This is a genomic window from Staphylococcus pettenkoferi, assembly GCF_002902685.1.
Lineage (GTDB): Bacteria > Bacillota > Bacilli > Staphylococcales > Staphylococcaceae > Staphylococcus > Staphylococcus pettenkoferi.
Genome location: NZ_PPRN01000022.1, coordinates 1 through 16,841, shown reverse-complemented (window position 1 = coordinate 16,841; position 16,841 = coordinate 1). Strand labels below are relative to the sequence as shown.

Genomic DNA, 16,841 nt, shown 5'->3' with positions numbered 1-16,841 from the left:
GTTACATATATTAAATCTAATCAGCCATAAGTAATTATCAATTTATTTATAAAACGGAGGATACAATAATCTTACTAAATGCTGACCAAAAATTTTTATAACGTACTTCTACGTATTTTTCCAAAAAACTCGTAACGGTTTTCTAGCATTTAATCACAGTGGGCAAATACTCGCACCTTTAGATGAAGATACACAGATTAAATCCAACGTTTAAGAAATCATTTGTCTTCCCTATTCATTCCATTTTTAACATCTTTAAACAACTCATTACTACCAATCAGTTAGAAATAGTCTCCATAACGAATGTTATAGCTTTCCCTATCAATTTCATATTTATGAACTCTATAGACTTTTAGTATTATCTACTAAGTAAAAGCTTAATTTAACACCTTATATATCTATAGAAATTCTCCTCATATACAAGCTTTAAATATTGAAAGCATTTTATTCTATAGTTAAGTTTAATCCATGTCACAAGGTCGTTTTTGTGACATGATTGTGCCATAAAATTTTAAAACGTATTTCCACATATTTTCACCCAAAACAAAAAAGAACGCCGTCGTAACGGCATTCTTTGTAATAAGTGGTAAATCAAATTTCGCGTATTTTTACGTATGTATGGAGGCGGCGGGATTTGAACCCGCGTCCAGAGGTCCTGATACAAATCTTTCTACGTGTGTAGTCTATTCGAGAATTTCACATCATGCTAGGGAACAGACAACCAACATGATGCTAGTTTGATTGAATCTCCTCTAGGCAGACTTCAAACGGCAATGCCTAGCGTATCCTATTAGGGTTGAATCGCGTTAACAGCACATAGGAAATGCTGTTAGGCGATGCAGTGGCTATTACGCAGCTACTGCTAAATTATCGTTTGATTTGCCAGTTATTATTAACTGAATGTGTTGATGACGGAGACAGCCCTCCGACACGCTTAATAAGCTCGGGGGACCCCTGTCGAATCCAAGAACGCCCCCGTAATATTAAATTGGAAGACATGTACTTTCTGTTATTTCAGAGGCATATGGTCATCACGCCGCTTTTCCGCGCCTCTTTTCAACGCTACAACGCGACATTTCACCTACTCCCTCTAAACAGAAAGCACATATTATCATATCAAACCACAATCGGTTTGGCAACAACTCTGATTGTGGTTCGTGCGCTTAGTAACGCGCTTTCAGTGCTCTATCAACGTCACGTTTCATCGCTTTCTCTTTCAACGCTTGACGCTTATCATATTTCTTCTTACCTCGGGCGATACCGAGTAGCACTTTACAGTTACCGCGCTTCAAATAGAGCTTTAATGGAACGATAGAATAGCCGACTTCGCGCGTTTGTTCACCAATCTTATTAATTTCACGTTGGTGCAACAAGAGCTTACGCGAACGACGTGGATCATGGTTGAATTGGTTTCCTTCTTCATAAGGAGCGATATGCATATTCTGTAACCACATTTCACCTTTCTTCACTTGCGCATAGCTATCTTTCAAGTTTGCGCTACCACGTCGAATCGATTTAATTTCAGTACCTTTTAATACAATGCCCGCTTCAATCGTACTTTCGATATTGAAATCGTGACGCGCTCTACGATTGACCGCTAGCGTACCGGGAGATGTTTTCTTCTTTTTCGCCATACTGTTTCACCTCTTCATTGCATTACTTTTTCTTCTTACGTGCTTTTTTCTTCACTTTCTTCGCTTTGTAAAAGGGTTTATGGTTTGTGTTGCCCTTACCTTGTTTCTCTCTTCGACGTGCATTCTTACCTTTGCGTTGCTTACGCTTTTTCTTTTTACCCTTATTATCTTTACCTTGATCTAATGACTTACCTCTCGTCTTGGCTTGAATCGTCTTACCTCGCGCAGGTCTCTGAGTCGTTTGAGACTTCGACAACGGCATACCGATGATTTGGAAATCAATCATGCGCTCATCGACATCGACGTTAATCACTTTCACTTTGACTGGGTCACCAATTCTGAAGACTTTCGCTTGGCGTTCACCAATCAGTGCCATTTGGCGTTCGTCAAAGTTATAGTAGTCATCTGTCATATTCGCGATGTGTACCATACCTTCAACTGTGTTCGGCAATTCGACAAACATACCAAAGTTGGCCACAGAGCTAATGATACCTTCGAATTCTTCGCCAATGTGTTGCACCATAAATTCGGCTTTCTTCAACTCATCAGTGTCGCGTTCAGCTTCAATTGCGCGTCGTTCACGATCTGACGTATGCTCAGCAATTTCTGGCAAACGCTCTTTCCAATCGCGTAACTCTTCATCATCCATAGACTGTTCAATCAAATATTTACGTATTAAGCGATGGACAATCAAGTCTGGGTAACGACGGATTGGAGATGTAAAGTGCGTATAGTACTCGGCTGATAAACCGAAGTGTCCTAGGTTCGCATCATCATAACGCGCTTGTTGCATAGAGCGTAACATCATCGTTGAAATGACCATCTGCTCTGGCTTACCTTCTACTTCTTCTTGAATATCTTGAAGTGTTGAAGGATGGATATCTTCGCCAGTACCTCGAATCATGATACCGAAATTAGTGATAAAGTCGAAGAATTGACGTAAACGATCTGACTTCGGTTGTTCGTGAACACGGTAAATAAATGGTAGATTCTGACGATCAAAGTGTTCTGCAATCGTTTCGTTCGCCGCTAACATGAATGATTCGATGAGGCGCTCGCCATCGCCACGATGACGTACTTGAATATCTTTAGGAACACCATCTTCATCGACGAAAACTTTTGCTTCATCGATATCGAAGTCGATTTCACCACGGCGTTTTCTCATCGCAATTAGTCGTTGAGACAAGTCTTTTGCTAAATCTAACATTGGAACGAGTTCACGATATTTATCACGTGTTTCTGGGTCATGGTCGGTAATGATTTTATTCACATCGTCATAAGTCATACGGTAATTAGAATGGATGACGCTATCAAAGATCTCATGTTTCACGACATCGCCACGCTCATCGATCTCCATACGACAACTTAACGTTAGACGGTCGACATCAGGATTCAACGAACAAATGCCGTTACTCAAGCGATGTGGAATCATCGGGATCACGCGGTCCACGAGATACACACTCGTCGCGCGATCATATGCCTCAGCGTCGAGCTCAGAGCCTTCTGTCACGTAGTAACTCACATCGGCAATGCTGACTGTTAGCTGTGTATGACCGTTATCCAATTTCTTCACTGCAATCGCGTCGTCCAAGTCTTTCGCATCTGCGCCGTCAATCGTAATCGTGAGCTCATCACGTAAATCACGACGGCCTTTCATCTCATCGGCATCAATCTCTTCCGGAACATGTTTCGCTTCCTCTAGCACTTCGTCAGGGAAGTCGATTTCGATTCCGTGTTGATAGATAATGGATAAGATATCTACCCCAGGGTCGTTCTTATGCCCTAGAATCGCCGAAATTTGACCTTCTGGATTATCCGTACTATCCGCATATTTCGTGATTTGTACGAGCACTTTATGACCATCTACAGCGCCGAGATGTGCACCTTTCGGGATAAAAATGTCTTGAGTGATACGTTTATCATCAGGAATGACGAACCCGAAGTGACGCGCTTCGCTAAACGTACCAACGACTTGAGTCACATTGTGTTTCTCGATAGATTTCACTTCACCTTCGAGTTTGCCACGATGCTCCCCTTTCGAATTGTGCAGTTCAACAAGCACAGTATCGCCGTCCAACGCGTAATTTATCTTAGTAGGTGGAATAAAGATATCGTCCATATCCTTATCCTCAGGACGCAGGAATGCAAACCCTCGTCTATTCTGACTTAACTTCCCTCTAATCAATTCGCCTTGTTTAGGTGTAGAGGCTTCTTTACGTTTATAACGGTCAGTTCGTGTTCTTTCAACTAAACCTGATTGTTCTAATTCGACTAGTATCTTGATTAAATCTCTGAAAGATTCAGCCGTATCTAGTCCGAGTTCGTCTTGAAAGTCTGACACGGACATCGGTTCATAGTCCGGTCGTTTAATAATATCTTCAATGGATTGCTTTAAATTCATCATGCCCCTCCTTTCTTATATTGTTATAAAATTAATTTCTCGTTATTCAGTCCAATCTAAAGATTCTAAGAAACGATACACTTCTTCAAAGACCGCTTCTTTCTCTTTATCGATTGTAATGACATGACCTGAATTCGCATACCATTTTATATCTTTTTCATCTTCATCTGTATCTGTTTCGTTGTATATAATGTTTGCGGAATCCGGATTGATCATCTCGTCTTGTTCAGCCTGAATGACAAGTAATGGGTCTAATACTTCATCTACGTGCTCACGTATATCTTGAATTTGACCTTGAAGTTCTTTCAACGTAGAAGTTGGTTTGAAAGACTGCATCTCTTGGTCAATTGTCTGTTCGTCTTTACCTTCGTATTGTTTAAATTGGCGTGCGTATTTTAACACACCATCAAACATAGATCCTTCTGTCTTAATATACATAGGAGAACACATGGTTACAATACCCTTTACATCTCTATTTAAGCTTAATTTAAGCGCATAGCAACCTCCGAGTGACAATCCAGCGACTGCGATTTCATCGTAGCCTTTATCTACGAGTTTATCATAAGCGTCGAGGACATCTTTAAACCATACATGTGGACTTGATTTCAGAATTTCTTCAGGTGGCGCACCATGTCCTTCATATTGCGGTGCATAGCACGTATAGCCTTTCTTTTGAAGCATACGCCCCAGTTGTCTGACGTCTGCAGAACTTCCGGTGAAACCGTGAAGCAAGAGTACAGCTCTCTTTCCTTCCTCAAAGAAGAAAGGTTGCGGTAATTTAATATTCATGATTGATCTTCCCTTCGTTTAAAAGCGTCGTAAGCAAGCGTTATCTCTGCCCAGTGCAAGATGTGCAACACGCTAACACTTACTCTCTATTGTAAAATAAAAAAGCCCGACTTTCACATCGTCGGACTCGGCCTCTCTATAAGGCTATACTCCTATAAGTACTCAATCCATCTGTCGTATTACTTATAGGCCAAAGTAACTAATTGCAATCATAATCAAGAAGAATATGACTGATAGTATAATCGTTAATCTATGCAAGAATAAATCGACACCGCGTTGCTTTTGTTTACCAAATAACTGCTCAGCACCACCACTAATCGCGCCTGAAAGTCCATTACTTTTACCTTCTTGGAGTAACACAACAGTTACTAATGCAATACAATCTACAATTAATAGAACTATCATTAATGTATGCATACAAATTGTCCTCCGATCATTATATACGCAATGCATTATAGCACATGCGCTCTGATAATATCAATCCTCTAGCGATTAAAAGTACTTTTACGCTTGATGGATACGACGAGCATGTAAATCGCTAACACAAGTGAAACAATCATCACAATAGTGAGTGGCGCAGTGGCAATCCATGACTTCGTTTCGTTAATCGCATGATAGACTGCACCAATATTGACTACCGTGTATAAAATGTTTGAGACGTAAACTGCGAACATAAACCACCACAGATAAGGATGACGGTACCAAATCGCTACGACACCTGCTAAGTAAGCAAGAACGTACATCACGCCTGTGAAACGAAAGCTATTTAAGATGGTTCCGATACCGTTGTCGCCTGGCTTATGACCTTGATCTAACCACATTTGTTTCACAACACTCTCATCTAAGACGACAAATAGATGGATGGCGTATAAGATAGCCAGAATGACTGAGCTATAAGCTATCAACTTACCGGTCTTTATTCCCTTTAGACTAGGATTATCATTCATTTGGGTATCTATCCTCTCTATTATTATCATCGCTTATTATAACATTTTTGAGGACTGGGCGGTATCGTTATCTGGGTTATTGTTAGTGTTAGGGATTAGCCTAAATAAAGATACTTTATTTTCAATGTTTTGACTTTCGCTTGCTTGGGAGAAGTACAGAAATCTATGATTTCTGTCCATTAGAGTTAACCGTAAATAAAATTATTCTTTACTGTTCCTCCTATTTAATCATTTACGCCGTAGCTGTCTGAGTTCACTGTCGCTTCGCCGCAATGAACTCTAGTCAGCCTGGCGGGGGCAAGACTACGAAATCAATAAATTGATTTCTGTCTTGCTCCCAAAAAGCCGGGGTTGATAACAACCCCGGCTAAACTAAGCGCGTGAACTCATAACATGTGAGTAAAATTATTTTTCTAAGTTATAGAATGATTTAATACCATCAAATTTCGCAGTTTCATAAAGTTCATCTTCAATACGTAATAATTGATTGTATTTTGCAATACGATCAGTTCTTGAAAGTGAACCTGTCTTGATTTGACCTGCATTTGTTGCAACCGAAATGTCAGCAATTGTAGTGTCTTCAGTTTCACCAGAACGGTGAGATACAACTGCAGTGTAGCCTGCTTTTTGAGCCATTTCAATCGCATCAAATGTTTCAGTTAACGTACCAATTTGGTTCACTTTGATTAAGATTGAGTTACCGATACCTTTTTCGATACCTTCAGCCAATTTCACTGTGTTAGTAACGAATAAATCGTCACCTACTAATTGAACACGGTCACCGATGCGGTCAGTTAATACTTTCCAACCGTCCCAGTCATTTTCATCCATACCATCTTCAATAGAGATGATTGGATATTTGTTGATTAATTCTTCAAGGTAATCTACTTGTTCTTCTGCAGAACGTTTCGCACCATTTTCTCCTTCGAATTTAGTGTAGTCGTATACACCGTTTTTGTAGAATTCAGATGATGCACAGTCAAAGCCTAGGTACACATCTTTACCTGGTTCTAAGTTAACAGCTTTGATGGCTTCCATGATTGTTTCAACTGCATCTTCAGTGCCTTTGAATTTCGGAGCGAAACCACCTTCGTCACCTACTGCAGTTTCTAAACCGCGGTCTTTAAGAATCGCTTTAAGTTGGTGGAAGATTTCAGCACCCCAACGTAAAGATTCTTTAAATGATTCAGCACCTACAGGTAAAATCATAAATTCTTGGAAAGCAACCGGTGCGTCTGAGTGAGAACCACCGTTAACAATGTTCATCATAGGTACTGGTAATTGTTTACCGTTAAATCCACCTAAGTATTTGTAAAGTGGTTGATCCGTGTATTCCGCTGCTGCACGTGCAACTGCGATAGATACACCAAGAATTGCGTTCGCACCGAGTTTACCTTTGTTATCAGTGCCGTCTAATTGAATCATCATTTTATCGATAGATACTTGATCGATAACTGAGAATTCACCTTCAACGATTTCAGGTGCGATGACTTCATTCACGTTCTCTACTGCTTTTTGCACACCTTTACCTGAGTAACGATTTTTGTCGCCATCACGTAATTCAACTGCTTCGTGTTCACCTGTAGAAGCACCTGAAGGTACGAGTGCACGACCAAATGCGCCACTCTCAGTAAGAACTTCGACTTCAACAGTTGGGTTGCCGCGTGAGTCTAAGACTTCGCGAGCATATACATCAGTAATAATTGGCATGTGTATAATCTCCTTTGTCAGTGGTTTTCTAATTGTTCACTTACATTATAATCTCTATCTTCAGATTTATAAAATATTTTAATCAATGCATAAGCACGGGCAAAAGGCACGTAAGGCTAAGATAAAAACGCACCTTTCACCACCTTGCAAATTTAATGATTAATCAGTGATTCACCCGTCATTTCTTCCGGCTGTTTCACATTGAGTAAATCTAATAAAGTAGGTGCCAAGTCACCAAGGCGACCTGTCTCTCTTAAAGTGACACCTTCTTTAGTAACAATGACTGGTACTGGGTTCGTCGTATGTGTTGTCATCGGTTCGTCATCGTCGGTTAAGACCATGTCAGAGTTACCGTGGTCGGCTGTAATAATCGCGTGACCACCCATGTCGATGATCTTATCCACGACTTCGCCGAGACATTCGTCGACTGCTTCAATCGCTTTAATCGTCGGCTCTAACATACCACTGTGACCTACCATATCAGGGTTAGCAAAGTTGAGTAGGATTAAATCTAAGTCACCTTCATCTAACTCTTCTAACAACGCATCTTTAACTTCGTACGCACTCATTTCTGGTTTCAAATCGTACGTTGCGACTTTCGGTGAATCGATGAGACGACGACGTTCACCTTCGAATTCGTCATTACGTCCACCACTCATGAAGTACGTCACATGAGGGTATTTTTCAGTTTCAGCAATACGTAACTGCTTCAAACCGTTATTCTGAGCTACTTCACCGATTGTGTTGTGTAAATCAACCTTTTCAAACACAATTTCAGCATCAACATTGTCGTTGTACTTAGTAAAAGTCGCGTAGTAAAGATCTTTAACTTGTTCAACTTTAAAGCCATCAAAAGCTTTGTCAGTGAAGATTTCAGATAGTTGCGCTGCTCTGTCGGGACGGAAATTGTAGAAGATGACTGCATCGCCATCGTTCACACCATTGTTCTGTCCTTCAACGATAAACGGCTCAACGAATTCGTCTGTAACATCATTCGCATAATTTGCTTCTACACCTTCTTTAGCAGAAGCATACGTTGGTCCGTCAAAGTTGCGAATCGCATTGTACGCTTTCTCTTCACGATCCCAACGTTTATCACGGTCCATCGCGTAATAACGACCAGAAACAGAAGCAAATTGACCTACGCCAATCTCTTTAAATTGACGCTCTGTCTCGTCGATATAAGTGAGGGTTGATTTCTGATCTACGTCACGACCATCTAGGAAAGCGTGAACATAAACTTTGTCGACACCTTGTTGCTGAGCTAATTTAAGAATCGCAAATAAGTGCTTGTAGTGACTGTGTACACCACCATCAGATAGCAAACCAAACACGTGTAAAGCTGAGTCGTTCTTCTTCACGTGGTCGACTGCTTCATTTAACACTTTATTGTCGTAGAAATCGCCATCTTCAATAGATTTATTGATACGCGTTAAACTTTGATAAACAATACGTCCGGCACCAATATTCATATGGCCAACCTCAGAGTTACCCATTTGACCCTCAGGCAAGCCGACATCTAGACCACTTGCTTCAATTTGAGTCGTTGGATATTGATTGTAGTATCGATCAAAGTTAGGTTTATGCGCTTGTTTCACTGCATTGCCGTGTTCACTTTCACGGTTAGCGAAACCATCTAAGATGATGAGAGCTGTAGGTTGCTTAGCCATATTACTTTGCACCTTCTAACAATTTCATAAAGTCGTCTACTTTAAGTGACGCACCGCCAACTAAAGCGCCGTCGATGTCACTTTTACCCATATATTCTTCAATGTTATGTGGTTTAACACTACCACCGTATTGAATACGAACTGCTTCAGCAACATCTTTGCTAGAAAGGTCCGCAAGTGTTTGACGTACGTGCGCACACATTTCGTTCGCATCATCAGCATTTGAAGATTTACCTGTACCAATCGCCCATACAGGTTCATAAGCGATAACAACCTCACGTAATTGGTCGTCAGATAAGCCTTCAACTGCTTTCTTCACTTGGTTGCCTACAACTTCGTTCGCTTTACCACTTTCGCGTTGTTCATCTGATTCACCTACACAGATGATAGGTGTCATACCGTGGTTGAATACCGCGTGTGCTTTCTTGTTCACTTCTTCGTCTGTCTCATGGAAGATGTCACGGCGTTCTGAGTGACCGATGACAACGTATTGCACACCTAAGTCTGCTAATGCGACAGGAGATGTTTCACCTGTGAACGCACCGCTATCTTCGTAGTATGCGTTTTGCGCACCGATCTTCAATCCTTCAGCTTTGCCTTCCTTAACTAAAGTGATTAAAGCGTCGAGTTGGATCGTTGGTGCACAAATCACAGATTCAACTTGGTCAGTATCTGGTAATGTAGGTAGTTCATTAACGAAATCTTTCGCTTCTTGAACTGTCTTATTCATCTTCCAGTTACCTGCTATGATTGGTTTTCTCATTATTATCACTCCATATAATCATTATCTTATTGGTAAAATGAGTTCAAATTAATATCTTATTTATCGTTAATTGCATCAATACCTGGTAAATCTTTACCCTCTAAGTATTCTAATGATGCACCGCCACCTGTTGAGATGTGGCTGAATTTGTCTCCATAGCCTAAAGAACTAGCTGCTGCAGCTGAGTCACCGCCACCGATAATTGTGTTCGCATCTTTCAACTCAGCAATCGCTTCGCAAACACCAATCGTACCTCTAGCAAAGTTGCTCATTTCGAATACACCCATAGGTCCGTTCCATACTACTGTATGCGCACCTTCCAGTTGTTGTTTGAATAACTCTACTGTCTTAGGTCCGATATCAAGTGCTTCTCTATCTGCTGGAATGTCATCTACAGAAACTTCTTGAATATCTGCATCGTTAGAGAATTCAGAAGCTGCTTTAACATCTACAGGTAGCACGATCTGGTCACCTGATTTGTCGAGTAACTCTTTGGCGAAATCAATCTTATCTTCTTCAAGAAGTGATTGACCGATTTCTTTACCTTGTGCTTTCAAGAATGTGTAAGCCATACCGCCGCCGATAAGTACCTTTTCAGCTATATTTAAAAGGTTTGTAATTACATTGATCTTATCAGACACTTTAGCTCCACCGAGAATAGCCACTACAGGTTTGTCAGGGTTCTCAACTACCCCACCAATGTATTGGATTTCTTTGTCCATAAGGAAACCTGCAGCTGTTTCTAAGTTGGATGCGATACCTACGTTGGAAGCATGTTTACGGTGAGCTGTACCGAATGCGTCATTAACGAATATATCGCCTAAAGAAGCCCAGTATTTACCGAGTTCTGGATCATTCTTAGACTCTTTCTTGCCATCTAAATCTTCGAAACGTGTATTTTGAACGAGCAATACATCGCCTTCGTTAAGGTCTTTGATAGCTTGTTCAAGTTTCTCGCCACGTGTTTCAGGTACGAAAATGACGTCTTGATTGAGTTTAGAAGATAAATCTTTAGCGATAGGTGCAAGCGTTAAACTTTCTTTGTCACTTTCTTCTTTCACTTTACCTAAATGAGAGAAGAGTACGACTTTACCGCCTTCTTTGATGATATGTTTGATTGTTGGCAACGCTTGAACGATACGGTTATCATCCGTAATTTCCCCGTCTTTCATAGGTACGTTGAAATCAGCACGCACAAGTACAGTTTTGCCTTTCAAATCTAAGTCAGAAACAATTTTCTTTGCCATATGAACTTCCTCCTCTTAATGGAACATAAAGTAAAAATAAGCGGAGAAGCGCTTGTGCTCCCCGCTTACTCCTAAGCCTATTGCAATTCTATGATAGCACAAAGGCACGGCCTATTGTTGGTATTCTAGCAATTATTTACTTTGGCTTGCTAAGTGTTCTAAAGTACGTACTAATTGTGCAGTGTAAGACATTTCGTTGTCGTACCAAGCTGCAACTTTAACTAATTGACGGTCACCTACTGTCATTACACGAGTTTGAGTTGCATCGAATAATGAACCGTAAGTCATACCTACTACGTCAGAAGAAACGATTTCGTCTTCAGTGTAACCGAATGATTCAGTTGAAGCATTCTTCATTGCTTGGTTAACGTCTTCGATAGTTACATCTTTGTCTAATACGACAGTAAGTTCAGTTAATGAACCTGTAGCTACTGGTACACGTTGCGCACCACCGTCTAATTTACCGTCGATTTCAGGAATAACTAAACCGATTGCTTTCGCAGCACCTGTTGAGTTAGGGATGATGTTTTGAGCTGCTGCACGAGCACGGCGTTTGTCACCTTTTTTGTGTGGTGAGTCTTGAGTATTTTGGTCACCAGTGTATGCGTGGATAGTAGTCATGAAACCTTCTACTAAACCGAATTCGTCGTTAAACACTTTCGCAACTGGTGCTAATGAGTTTGTAGTACATGAAGCACCTGAAACGATTTCTTCAGAACCATCTAAGATATCATGGTTTGTGTTATAAACGATTGTTTTCATGTCACCTTTACCAGGAGCAGAAATTAATACTTTTTTAGCACCTGCGTCGATGTGAGCGTGTGCTTTTTCTTTTTCAGTGAATAAACCTGTACATTCAAGTACAACGTCGATGTCTAAGTCTTTCCAAGGTAATTTGCTTGGATCAGCTTCAGATAATGATTTCACTTCTTTACCATTTACGCGGAAACCACCATCAATTACTTCAACTTCGCTTGTGAAACGACCTTGCATAGTGTCGTATTTTAGAAGATGAGCAAGCATTTCGTCGTCAGTTAAATCGTTAACTGCAACAACATCGATGCCTTCTACATCTTGAATTCTTCTAAATGCTAAACGTCCGATTCTTCCAAAACCATTGATTGCTACTTTAACTGCCATAAATAATGGCCTCCTTTAAAATGATATTTTCAAAAAAGTGAATGTCACTTTGTTGTAACCTTAATCATGAGCGTGTAATCATTTGGGCTGCACTTTCGTCTGTAATTAACACTGTGTTCTTCGGCGCGATTTCAAGATAAGCTTTAATCGCTTCACCTTTCGATTCGCCGCCTGCTACAGCGTAGATATGCGATTTGGATTTCAAGTCTTCCAACTGTAATCCAATTGTCTTCACGCGATGAACGACTTCTCCATGTTCATCGAAGTAATACCCAAATGCTTCGCCTACAGCATTGTGATGTTGAAGTTTATTCACTACATCTTGAGATGATTGGCGTCGTTCGGCCATCTTCAGCGCATCACCAATGCCGTGTATCGTAATGTCTGATTCCTTGATCTTGTCTAACGTTTGGATAACTGAAGGCTCTTCCATCAGCAAGTGATATGTTGACTCGCTAACGTTATCCGGGACGTACAATGTTGTGTAGCCCCCTTTCATTTGTTGCGCCATACTTGCTGCGATGGTATTGGCTTGATAGCCTACATTCTCTCCTAAACCACCTCGAGCTGGCACGAAGAAGACTTTGTAATCTTGTTCGTGCATGGCATTACTGACATAAGCCATCGTTGAACCACCTGTAACGGAAACGACTGCACCGTCGTATAGAATCGATTCAACCATCTCACCAGCTTGTTTAGACATCTCAATCTTCACGGATTGTTCTTTATCCGAATTACCCGGAATTACAAAGACGTCTTGTATATCGTACTGTTCTTTGATGAGTTGGGCGAGCTGGTGATTATCCGAGTAGGCATTGAAGTAATTACTCAATTGGCGAACCGTTTCTTCACCTTTCGTCGTAATCTCCATGCCCGTCGGCTTGACTTTAATCAGCTCTTGCTGCTTTAAGGCGTTAGTTTCTGAACGTAAGACACGTTCTGTTATCCCCATGGATTCACTCAAGCTACGTCTTCCAACTGGTTGTTTATGAGCAATAGTAGTGAGAATTGAGAATCGTCGGTACATCTTATCAACAAGTTCAGGAACGAGTCTTTGTTGCACTTTAATCAAATCTTGCACTATTATCCTCCTCCAATCATTCGACGTAGGTCAAAGTTTAACCCTAGGTTGACTTATTACGTCCCTCGTGGGACAAAAAAATATTATCTTTACAGTTAGTATACTACTCCTGACATTTAGAAAATGCAAGGAAAAGAATTATCTTGATTGCGTTAAAATTTCTTCTATCTTTTAAATACCCCAAAAGGTTATAAATAATCATATTTTACACACAAAATAGGGTTTCTAATGCCAAAAAAAGGTTAGTAATGAAGTAAACTAATAAATGAGAAGGAAGTGAGCATATGGCTAACGATAATAAACACTATCAGGATCAGGAAGTGATTGAACCGGGAGATCGTCGCTATAAAGACGATGAATATTTCAGAAATCAACACGACCGAGACGCACGTGACCCCTATTACAGTGACGATATGGATGGTGGACGTCGTATTTACGTTCAACGCTACGGCGGTTGCGGTGGCACAGGGTGCATGAGTGGATGTTTATTCTCAATCATCATTTCAATTCTATTAACCTTTATACTCAATTTCTTCTTACATTTTATCTAAAAGGGCTGATAAGATGTTAATAAAAGAATGTATTTAAAAGGAGAGTTACTGATGAAGAAATTGATGACACTTGTATTAGGAAGTTTAATCATACTTACAGCATGTGGCTCATTCCAAGATAGTAAAAATGACGACAAGTCTGAAAATAATAAAGAAGAACATTCTAAGAAAAACGATAAGAAAGATAGCAAAACTAAAGAAAAACAGAAAAAGAAAACAGACGACAAGGCTCAGTCAAAAGATAGCAATCAAGGCGACAAAGACTATAATCAGGAACCAAAACAACAAGACAACGCACAAGCTGAACAACAACAAAATCAAGATCAACAAACAGAGCAAAATGAGCAAGCTCAACAAGCTAATCAGAATCAACAAGCAGCACAAAATCAGCAACAAACTAACCAAGAAAACCAAACTCAACAGCAACAACAAGCTAATCAACAAAATCAAGCACAACAACAGCAACAACCTGACGGACAAAAATGGACTGAAGCAGACCAACAACGTGCGATGGAAGAATATAAAGCTTATGCGAAAAAACATGGTCTCACAGGTATTCCAAACGGCGACGCAATGTTCCCTATGCCTGGGACAGAAAACGACAATAACCAAACTCAATCAGAATCACCGTATGAAGAACAGTAAGCTAAAAGTAAAACAATTGGGCTAAATCGCAAGGATTAGAATAATCACTTATATTACCTTTATTCTTATCAATACTTTCTGTAGCATAGTAGATGTAGAGAGATGGAGGTAGAACTATGAACAAATATCCAAATCATCAACCTCAGTCACCACGAAATCTAGTGGCTATTACTTTAGCGTTAACACCCGTGTGGATTTGCTTCTACTACCAAGTTATTCACGTACTTTTATTCAAAGAATCTATAGTAGCTAAAATATTAGCAGGAGCTAGTGGAATTCTAATTACTGGCATGCTCGTCGTATATGCTATCGCTATAAGAAAGAAATTAAATGAAGAGAGACAGCAGAATAAAGCTAAAAAATAGTGCCGACCCGAGAGTCGGCACTTTATTTATGCATTACTATTCTTCTGGTTGCATAACTTCATCGATTAAGCCATAGTCTTTCGCTTCATCTGCAGATAAGAAGTTGTCACGATCTGTATCTTTTTCGATTTGATCAATAGATTGACCTGTACGTTCTGCTAAGATTTTGTTTAATTTAGCACGTGTCTTCAAGATATGGTTAGCAGCGATTTCGATTTCAGTCGCTTGACCTTGCGCACCGCCAAGTGGTTGGTGAATCATTACTTCAGCGTTTGGTAATGCGTAACGTTTACCTTTCGCACCTGCTGCAAGTAAGAATGAGCCCATTGAAGCTGCCATACCTACACAGATAGTTTGAACATCTGGTTTGATATGTTGAATTGTGTCATAAATTGCGAAACCAGCTGACACGCTTCCACCTGGTGAGTTGATATATAAGTAGATATCTTTATCCGCATCTTGTGCTTGTAAGAATAATAATTGTGAAACGATTGAGTTTGCTACGTTATCGTCAATCGCTGAACCTAACATGATGATACGGTCTTTTAAAAGACGTGAATAAATGTCATACGCACGTTCGCCACGGTTTGTTGTTTCTATAACTGTAGGAATTAAATTCATTCGTAATTGCCTCCTTGATTCTAAATACTGTAATCATTTTAACCTAAAAGTCAAACATGGTCAAAAGTAATACACCTGCATGATTTAAGTTACTATTATTATATTGACCTATTCTCTCAACATTTGTAAACTAAGAGTGTCGCAAATTTAACTAACTCCTCGTAGTGTAATGGATAACACGTAAGATTCCGGTTCTTAAGATAGGGGTTCGATTCCCTTCGAGGAGACTTATTGGCTTAAATTGAATACTTTTCAAGATTAAGAATCCCGTCATTACGGGGTTCTTTTTAGTTTGCATGTCAATTACAAACCATATAAAACAAATTTTTAGGGACTTTTTAGGGACCTAGTCCCTGTTTTAAGAAAGCATAAAAAAAGAAGCAGAGTGAGGGAGAATGAAATTGCGCCAACAATAGTGTTGGCGCTTTTAGATTGTCCGTTTATTGTCCGTTATGAACTTCTGTATCTGTCTTTTTTTAGCCATGTTATAGAGTTTCTCTGCATTAGCAAATGTTAAATTATCTAATTTACGGCGACCGTTTCTCAAATCAGATATGCGACTTTGAGAAATACCTGTTTCTTTATAAATACGGTAACCACTAACATCACTATTCAATAATTTTTCAATACTCTCTCTCATGAACTCACGTCCCTTTTGATGACTTATACTTTTAATCACTTGATAAAATTAGTATATGTATTATAATGATAATCGAAAAGGGTACCCCGAATTTAATCGGGGCATATAGTAGATGATTACTTATCTTGGTTGTCTCTTCGGTCTAGTACACCGAAGATTATCATTCTAAGTTGTTCTACAAATGCTGGTAGCTTATAGATAGAGATAGCTATCAGCATTTTTGTTTGATCATCCACACTAACACCCCCTTTTCAAGAGTGTTAGTAAGGTAATTAACTACCTTACATATACTATTATACTACCATATCGGTAAGTATCCAACTATTAATTCTCGATAAATCAGATTTTTTCATAATATTAAACATAAAAAATAGGCAGATACCGAAGTACCTGCCCTGGTGTAACATAAAGTAATAAGTTCAAAAGTATTATCATTAATAAATGCAAAAGAACAATCATTTTCGTTTGATCAATTCCTTAGTAGGACTAAATATGAATTTTAATATCAAAAGAATTGCAGTAAAAACATTTGCAAACGTAACTGTAGTTAATAAAAGTAATACCATTACATCTAATTCATCGTGTAATGTGAAGATTATAATATATAATAAAGTTAATACTATAAGAACAAATATAA

General features: G+C 39.6%; 16 protein-coding genes, 1 tRNA gene and 1 other RNA gene. 4 read left to right on the top strand and 14 right to left on the bottom strand.

The genetic code is table 11. The features are described 5' to 3' along the window. Positions 1-616: 616 nt before the first annotated feature. From ssrA to CD126_RS04935, 12 genes are all read right to left on the bottom strand, one after another. Positions 617-977: a transfer-messenger RNA gene (gene ssrA, locus CD126_RS04990) on the bottom strand. Between the two features lie 186 nt (positions 978-1,163). Next, positions 1,164-1,634, bottom strand: a complete 471-nt coding sequence (gene smpB, locus CD126_RS04985; protein WP_049408558.1) for an SsrA-binding protein SmpB — start codon at positions 1,632-1,634, stop codon at positions 1,164-1,166. Positions 1,635-1,656: 22 nt separating this feature from the next. Beyond that, positions 1,657-4,035 (bottom strand): ribonuclease R, encoded by a 2,379-nt coding sequence (gene rnr / locus CD126_RS04980; protein ID WP_049408557.1) that lies wholly within the window; start codon positions 4,033-4,035, stop codon positions 1,657-1,659. A gap of 42 nt (positions 4,036-4,077) precedes the next feature. Continuing rightward, a complete protein-coding gene (locus CD126_RS04975; RefSeq protein ID WP_103370125.1) occupies positions 4,078-4,824 on the bottom strand; it encodes an alpha/beta hydrolase in 747 nt (248 codons plus the stop codon). A gap of 183 nt (positions 4,825-5,007) precedes the next feature. Further along, positions 5,008-5,241, bottom strand: a complete 234-nt coding sequence (secG, locus tag CD126_RS04970) for a preprotein translocase subunit SecG (RefSeq protein ID WP_002472922.1) — start codon at positions 5,239-5,241, stop codon at positions 5,008-5,010. A 68-nt stretch (positions 5,242-5,309) separates the two neighbouring features. Further along, positions 5,310-5,771 (bottom strand): hypothetical protein, encoded by a 462-nt coding sequence (locus tag CD126_RS04965; protein ID WP_103370124.1) that lies wholly within the window; start codon positions 5,769-5,771, stop codon positions 5,310-5,312. Positions 5,772-6,176: 405 nt separating this feature from the next. Then, the gene (gene eno, locus CD126_RS04960; protein ID WP_103370123.1) at positions 6,177-7,481 is read right to left on the bottom strand and encodes a surface-displayed alpha-enolase; all 1,305 of its coding nucleotides are present in this window, start codon (positions 7,479-7,481) and stop codon (positions 6,177-6,179) included. A 152-nt stretch (positions 7,482-7,633) separates the two neighbouring features. Next, a complete protein-coding gene (gene gpmI / locus CD126_RS04955; RefSeq protein ID WP_103370122.1) occupies positions 7,634-9,151 on the bottom strand; it encodes a 2,3-bisphosphoglycerate-independent phosphoglycerate mutase in 1,518 nt (505 codons plus the stop codon). A gap of 1 nt (position 9,152) precedes the next feature. Further along, the gene (gene tpiA, locus CD126_RS04950; protein WP_049408547.1) at positions 9,153-9,914 is read right to left on the bottom strand and encodes a triose-phosphate isomerase; all 762 of its coding nucleotides are present in this window, start codon (positions 9,912-9,914) and stop codon (positions 9,153-9,155) included. Positions 9,915-9,970: 56 nt separating this feature from the next. After that, positions 9,971-11,161: a phosphoglycerate kinase gene (locus tag CD126_RS04945; RefSeq protein WP_049408545.1), complete on the bottom strand. Its 1,191-nt coding sequence runs from the start codon at positions 11,159-11,161 to the stop codon at positions 9,971-9,973. A gap of 132 nt (positions 11,162-11,293) precedes the next feature. Beyond that, entirely contained in the window at positions 11,294-12,301 is a 1,008-nt protein-coding gene (gap, locus tag CD126_RS04940) for a type I glyceraldehyde-3-phosphate dehydrogenase (RefSeq protein ID WP_049408544.1), read from the bottom strand. Between the two features lie 64 nt (positions 12,302-12,365). After that, positions 12,366-13,382: a sugar-binding transcriptional regulator gene (locus tag CD126_RS04935; protein ID WP_103370121.1), complete on the bottom strand. Its 1,017-nt coding sequence runs from the start codon at positions 13,380-13,382 to the stop codon at positions 12,366-12,368. A gap of 284 nt (positions 13,383-13,666) precedes the next feature. On the opposite strand from CD126_RS04935, the gene CD126_RS04930 reads away from it, so the two are divergent. The 3 genes from CD126_RS04930 to CD126_RS04920 all read left to right on the top strand — a co-directional run bounded on the left by CD126_RS04930 (position 13,667) and on the right by CD126_RS04920 (position 14,943). Beyond that, on the top strand, positions 13,667-13,933 hold the full coding sequence (locus tag CD126_RS04930; protein WP_049408540.1) for a hypothetical protein: 267 nt from the start codon (positions 13,667-13,669) through the stop codon (positions 13,931-13,933). Between the two features lie 51 nt (positions 13,934-13,984). Continuing rightward, positions 13,985-14,578: a hypothetical protein gene (locus tag CD126_RS04925; RefSeq protein WP_049408537.1), complete on the top strand. Its 594-nt coding sequence runs from the start codon at positions 13,985-13,987 to the stop codon at positions 14,576-14,578. Positions 14,579-14,694: 116 nt separating this feature from the next. Then, positions 14,695-14,943, top strand: a complete 249-nt coding sequence (locus CD126_RS04920; protein ID WP_049408536.1) for a hypothetical protein — start codon at positions 14,695-14,697, stop codon at positions 14,941-14,943. A gap of 36 nt (positions 14,944-14,979) precedes the next feature. Here CD126_RS04920 and clpP read toward each other — a convergent pair whose 3' ends face one another. Next, entirely contained in the window at positions 14,980-15,564 is a 585-nt protein-coding gene (clpP, locus tag CD126_RS04915; RefSeq protein WP_002472926.1) for an ATP-dependent Clp endopeptidase proteolytic subunit ClpP, read from the bottom strand. 155 nt (positions 15,565-15,719) lie between these two features. Between clpP and CD126_RS04910 the strand changes: the two genes are divergently transcribed. Further along, positions 15,720-15,791, top strand: a tRNA-Arg gene (locus tag CD126_RS04910). 200 nt (positions 15,792-15,991) lie between these two features. Here CD126_RS04910 and CD126_RS04905 read toward each other — a convergent pair. Further along, complete coding sequence (locus CD126_RS04905; protein ID WP_102696014.1) at positions 15,992-16,204, bottom strand: hypothetical protein; 213 nt, start codon at positions 16,202-16,204, stop codon at positions 15,992-15,994. Positions 16,205-16,841: the final 637 nt, after the last annotated feature.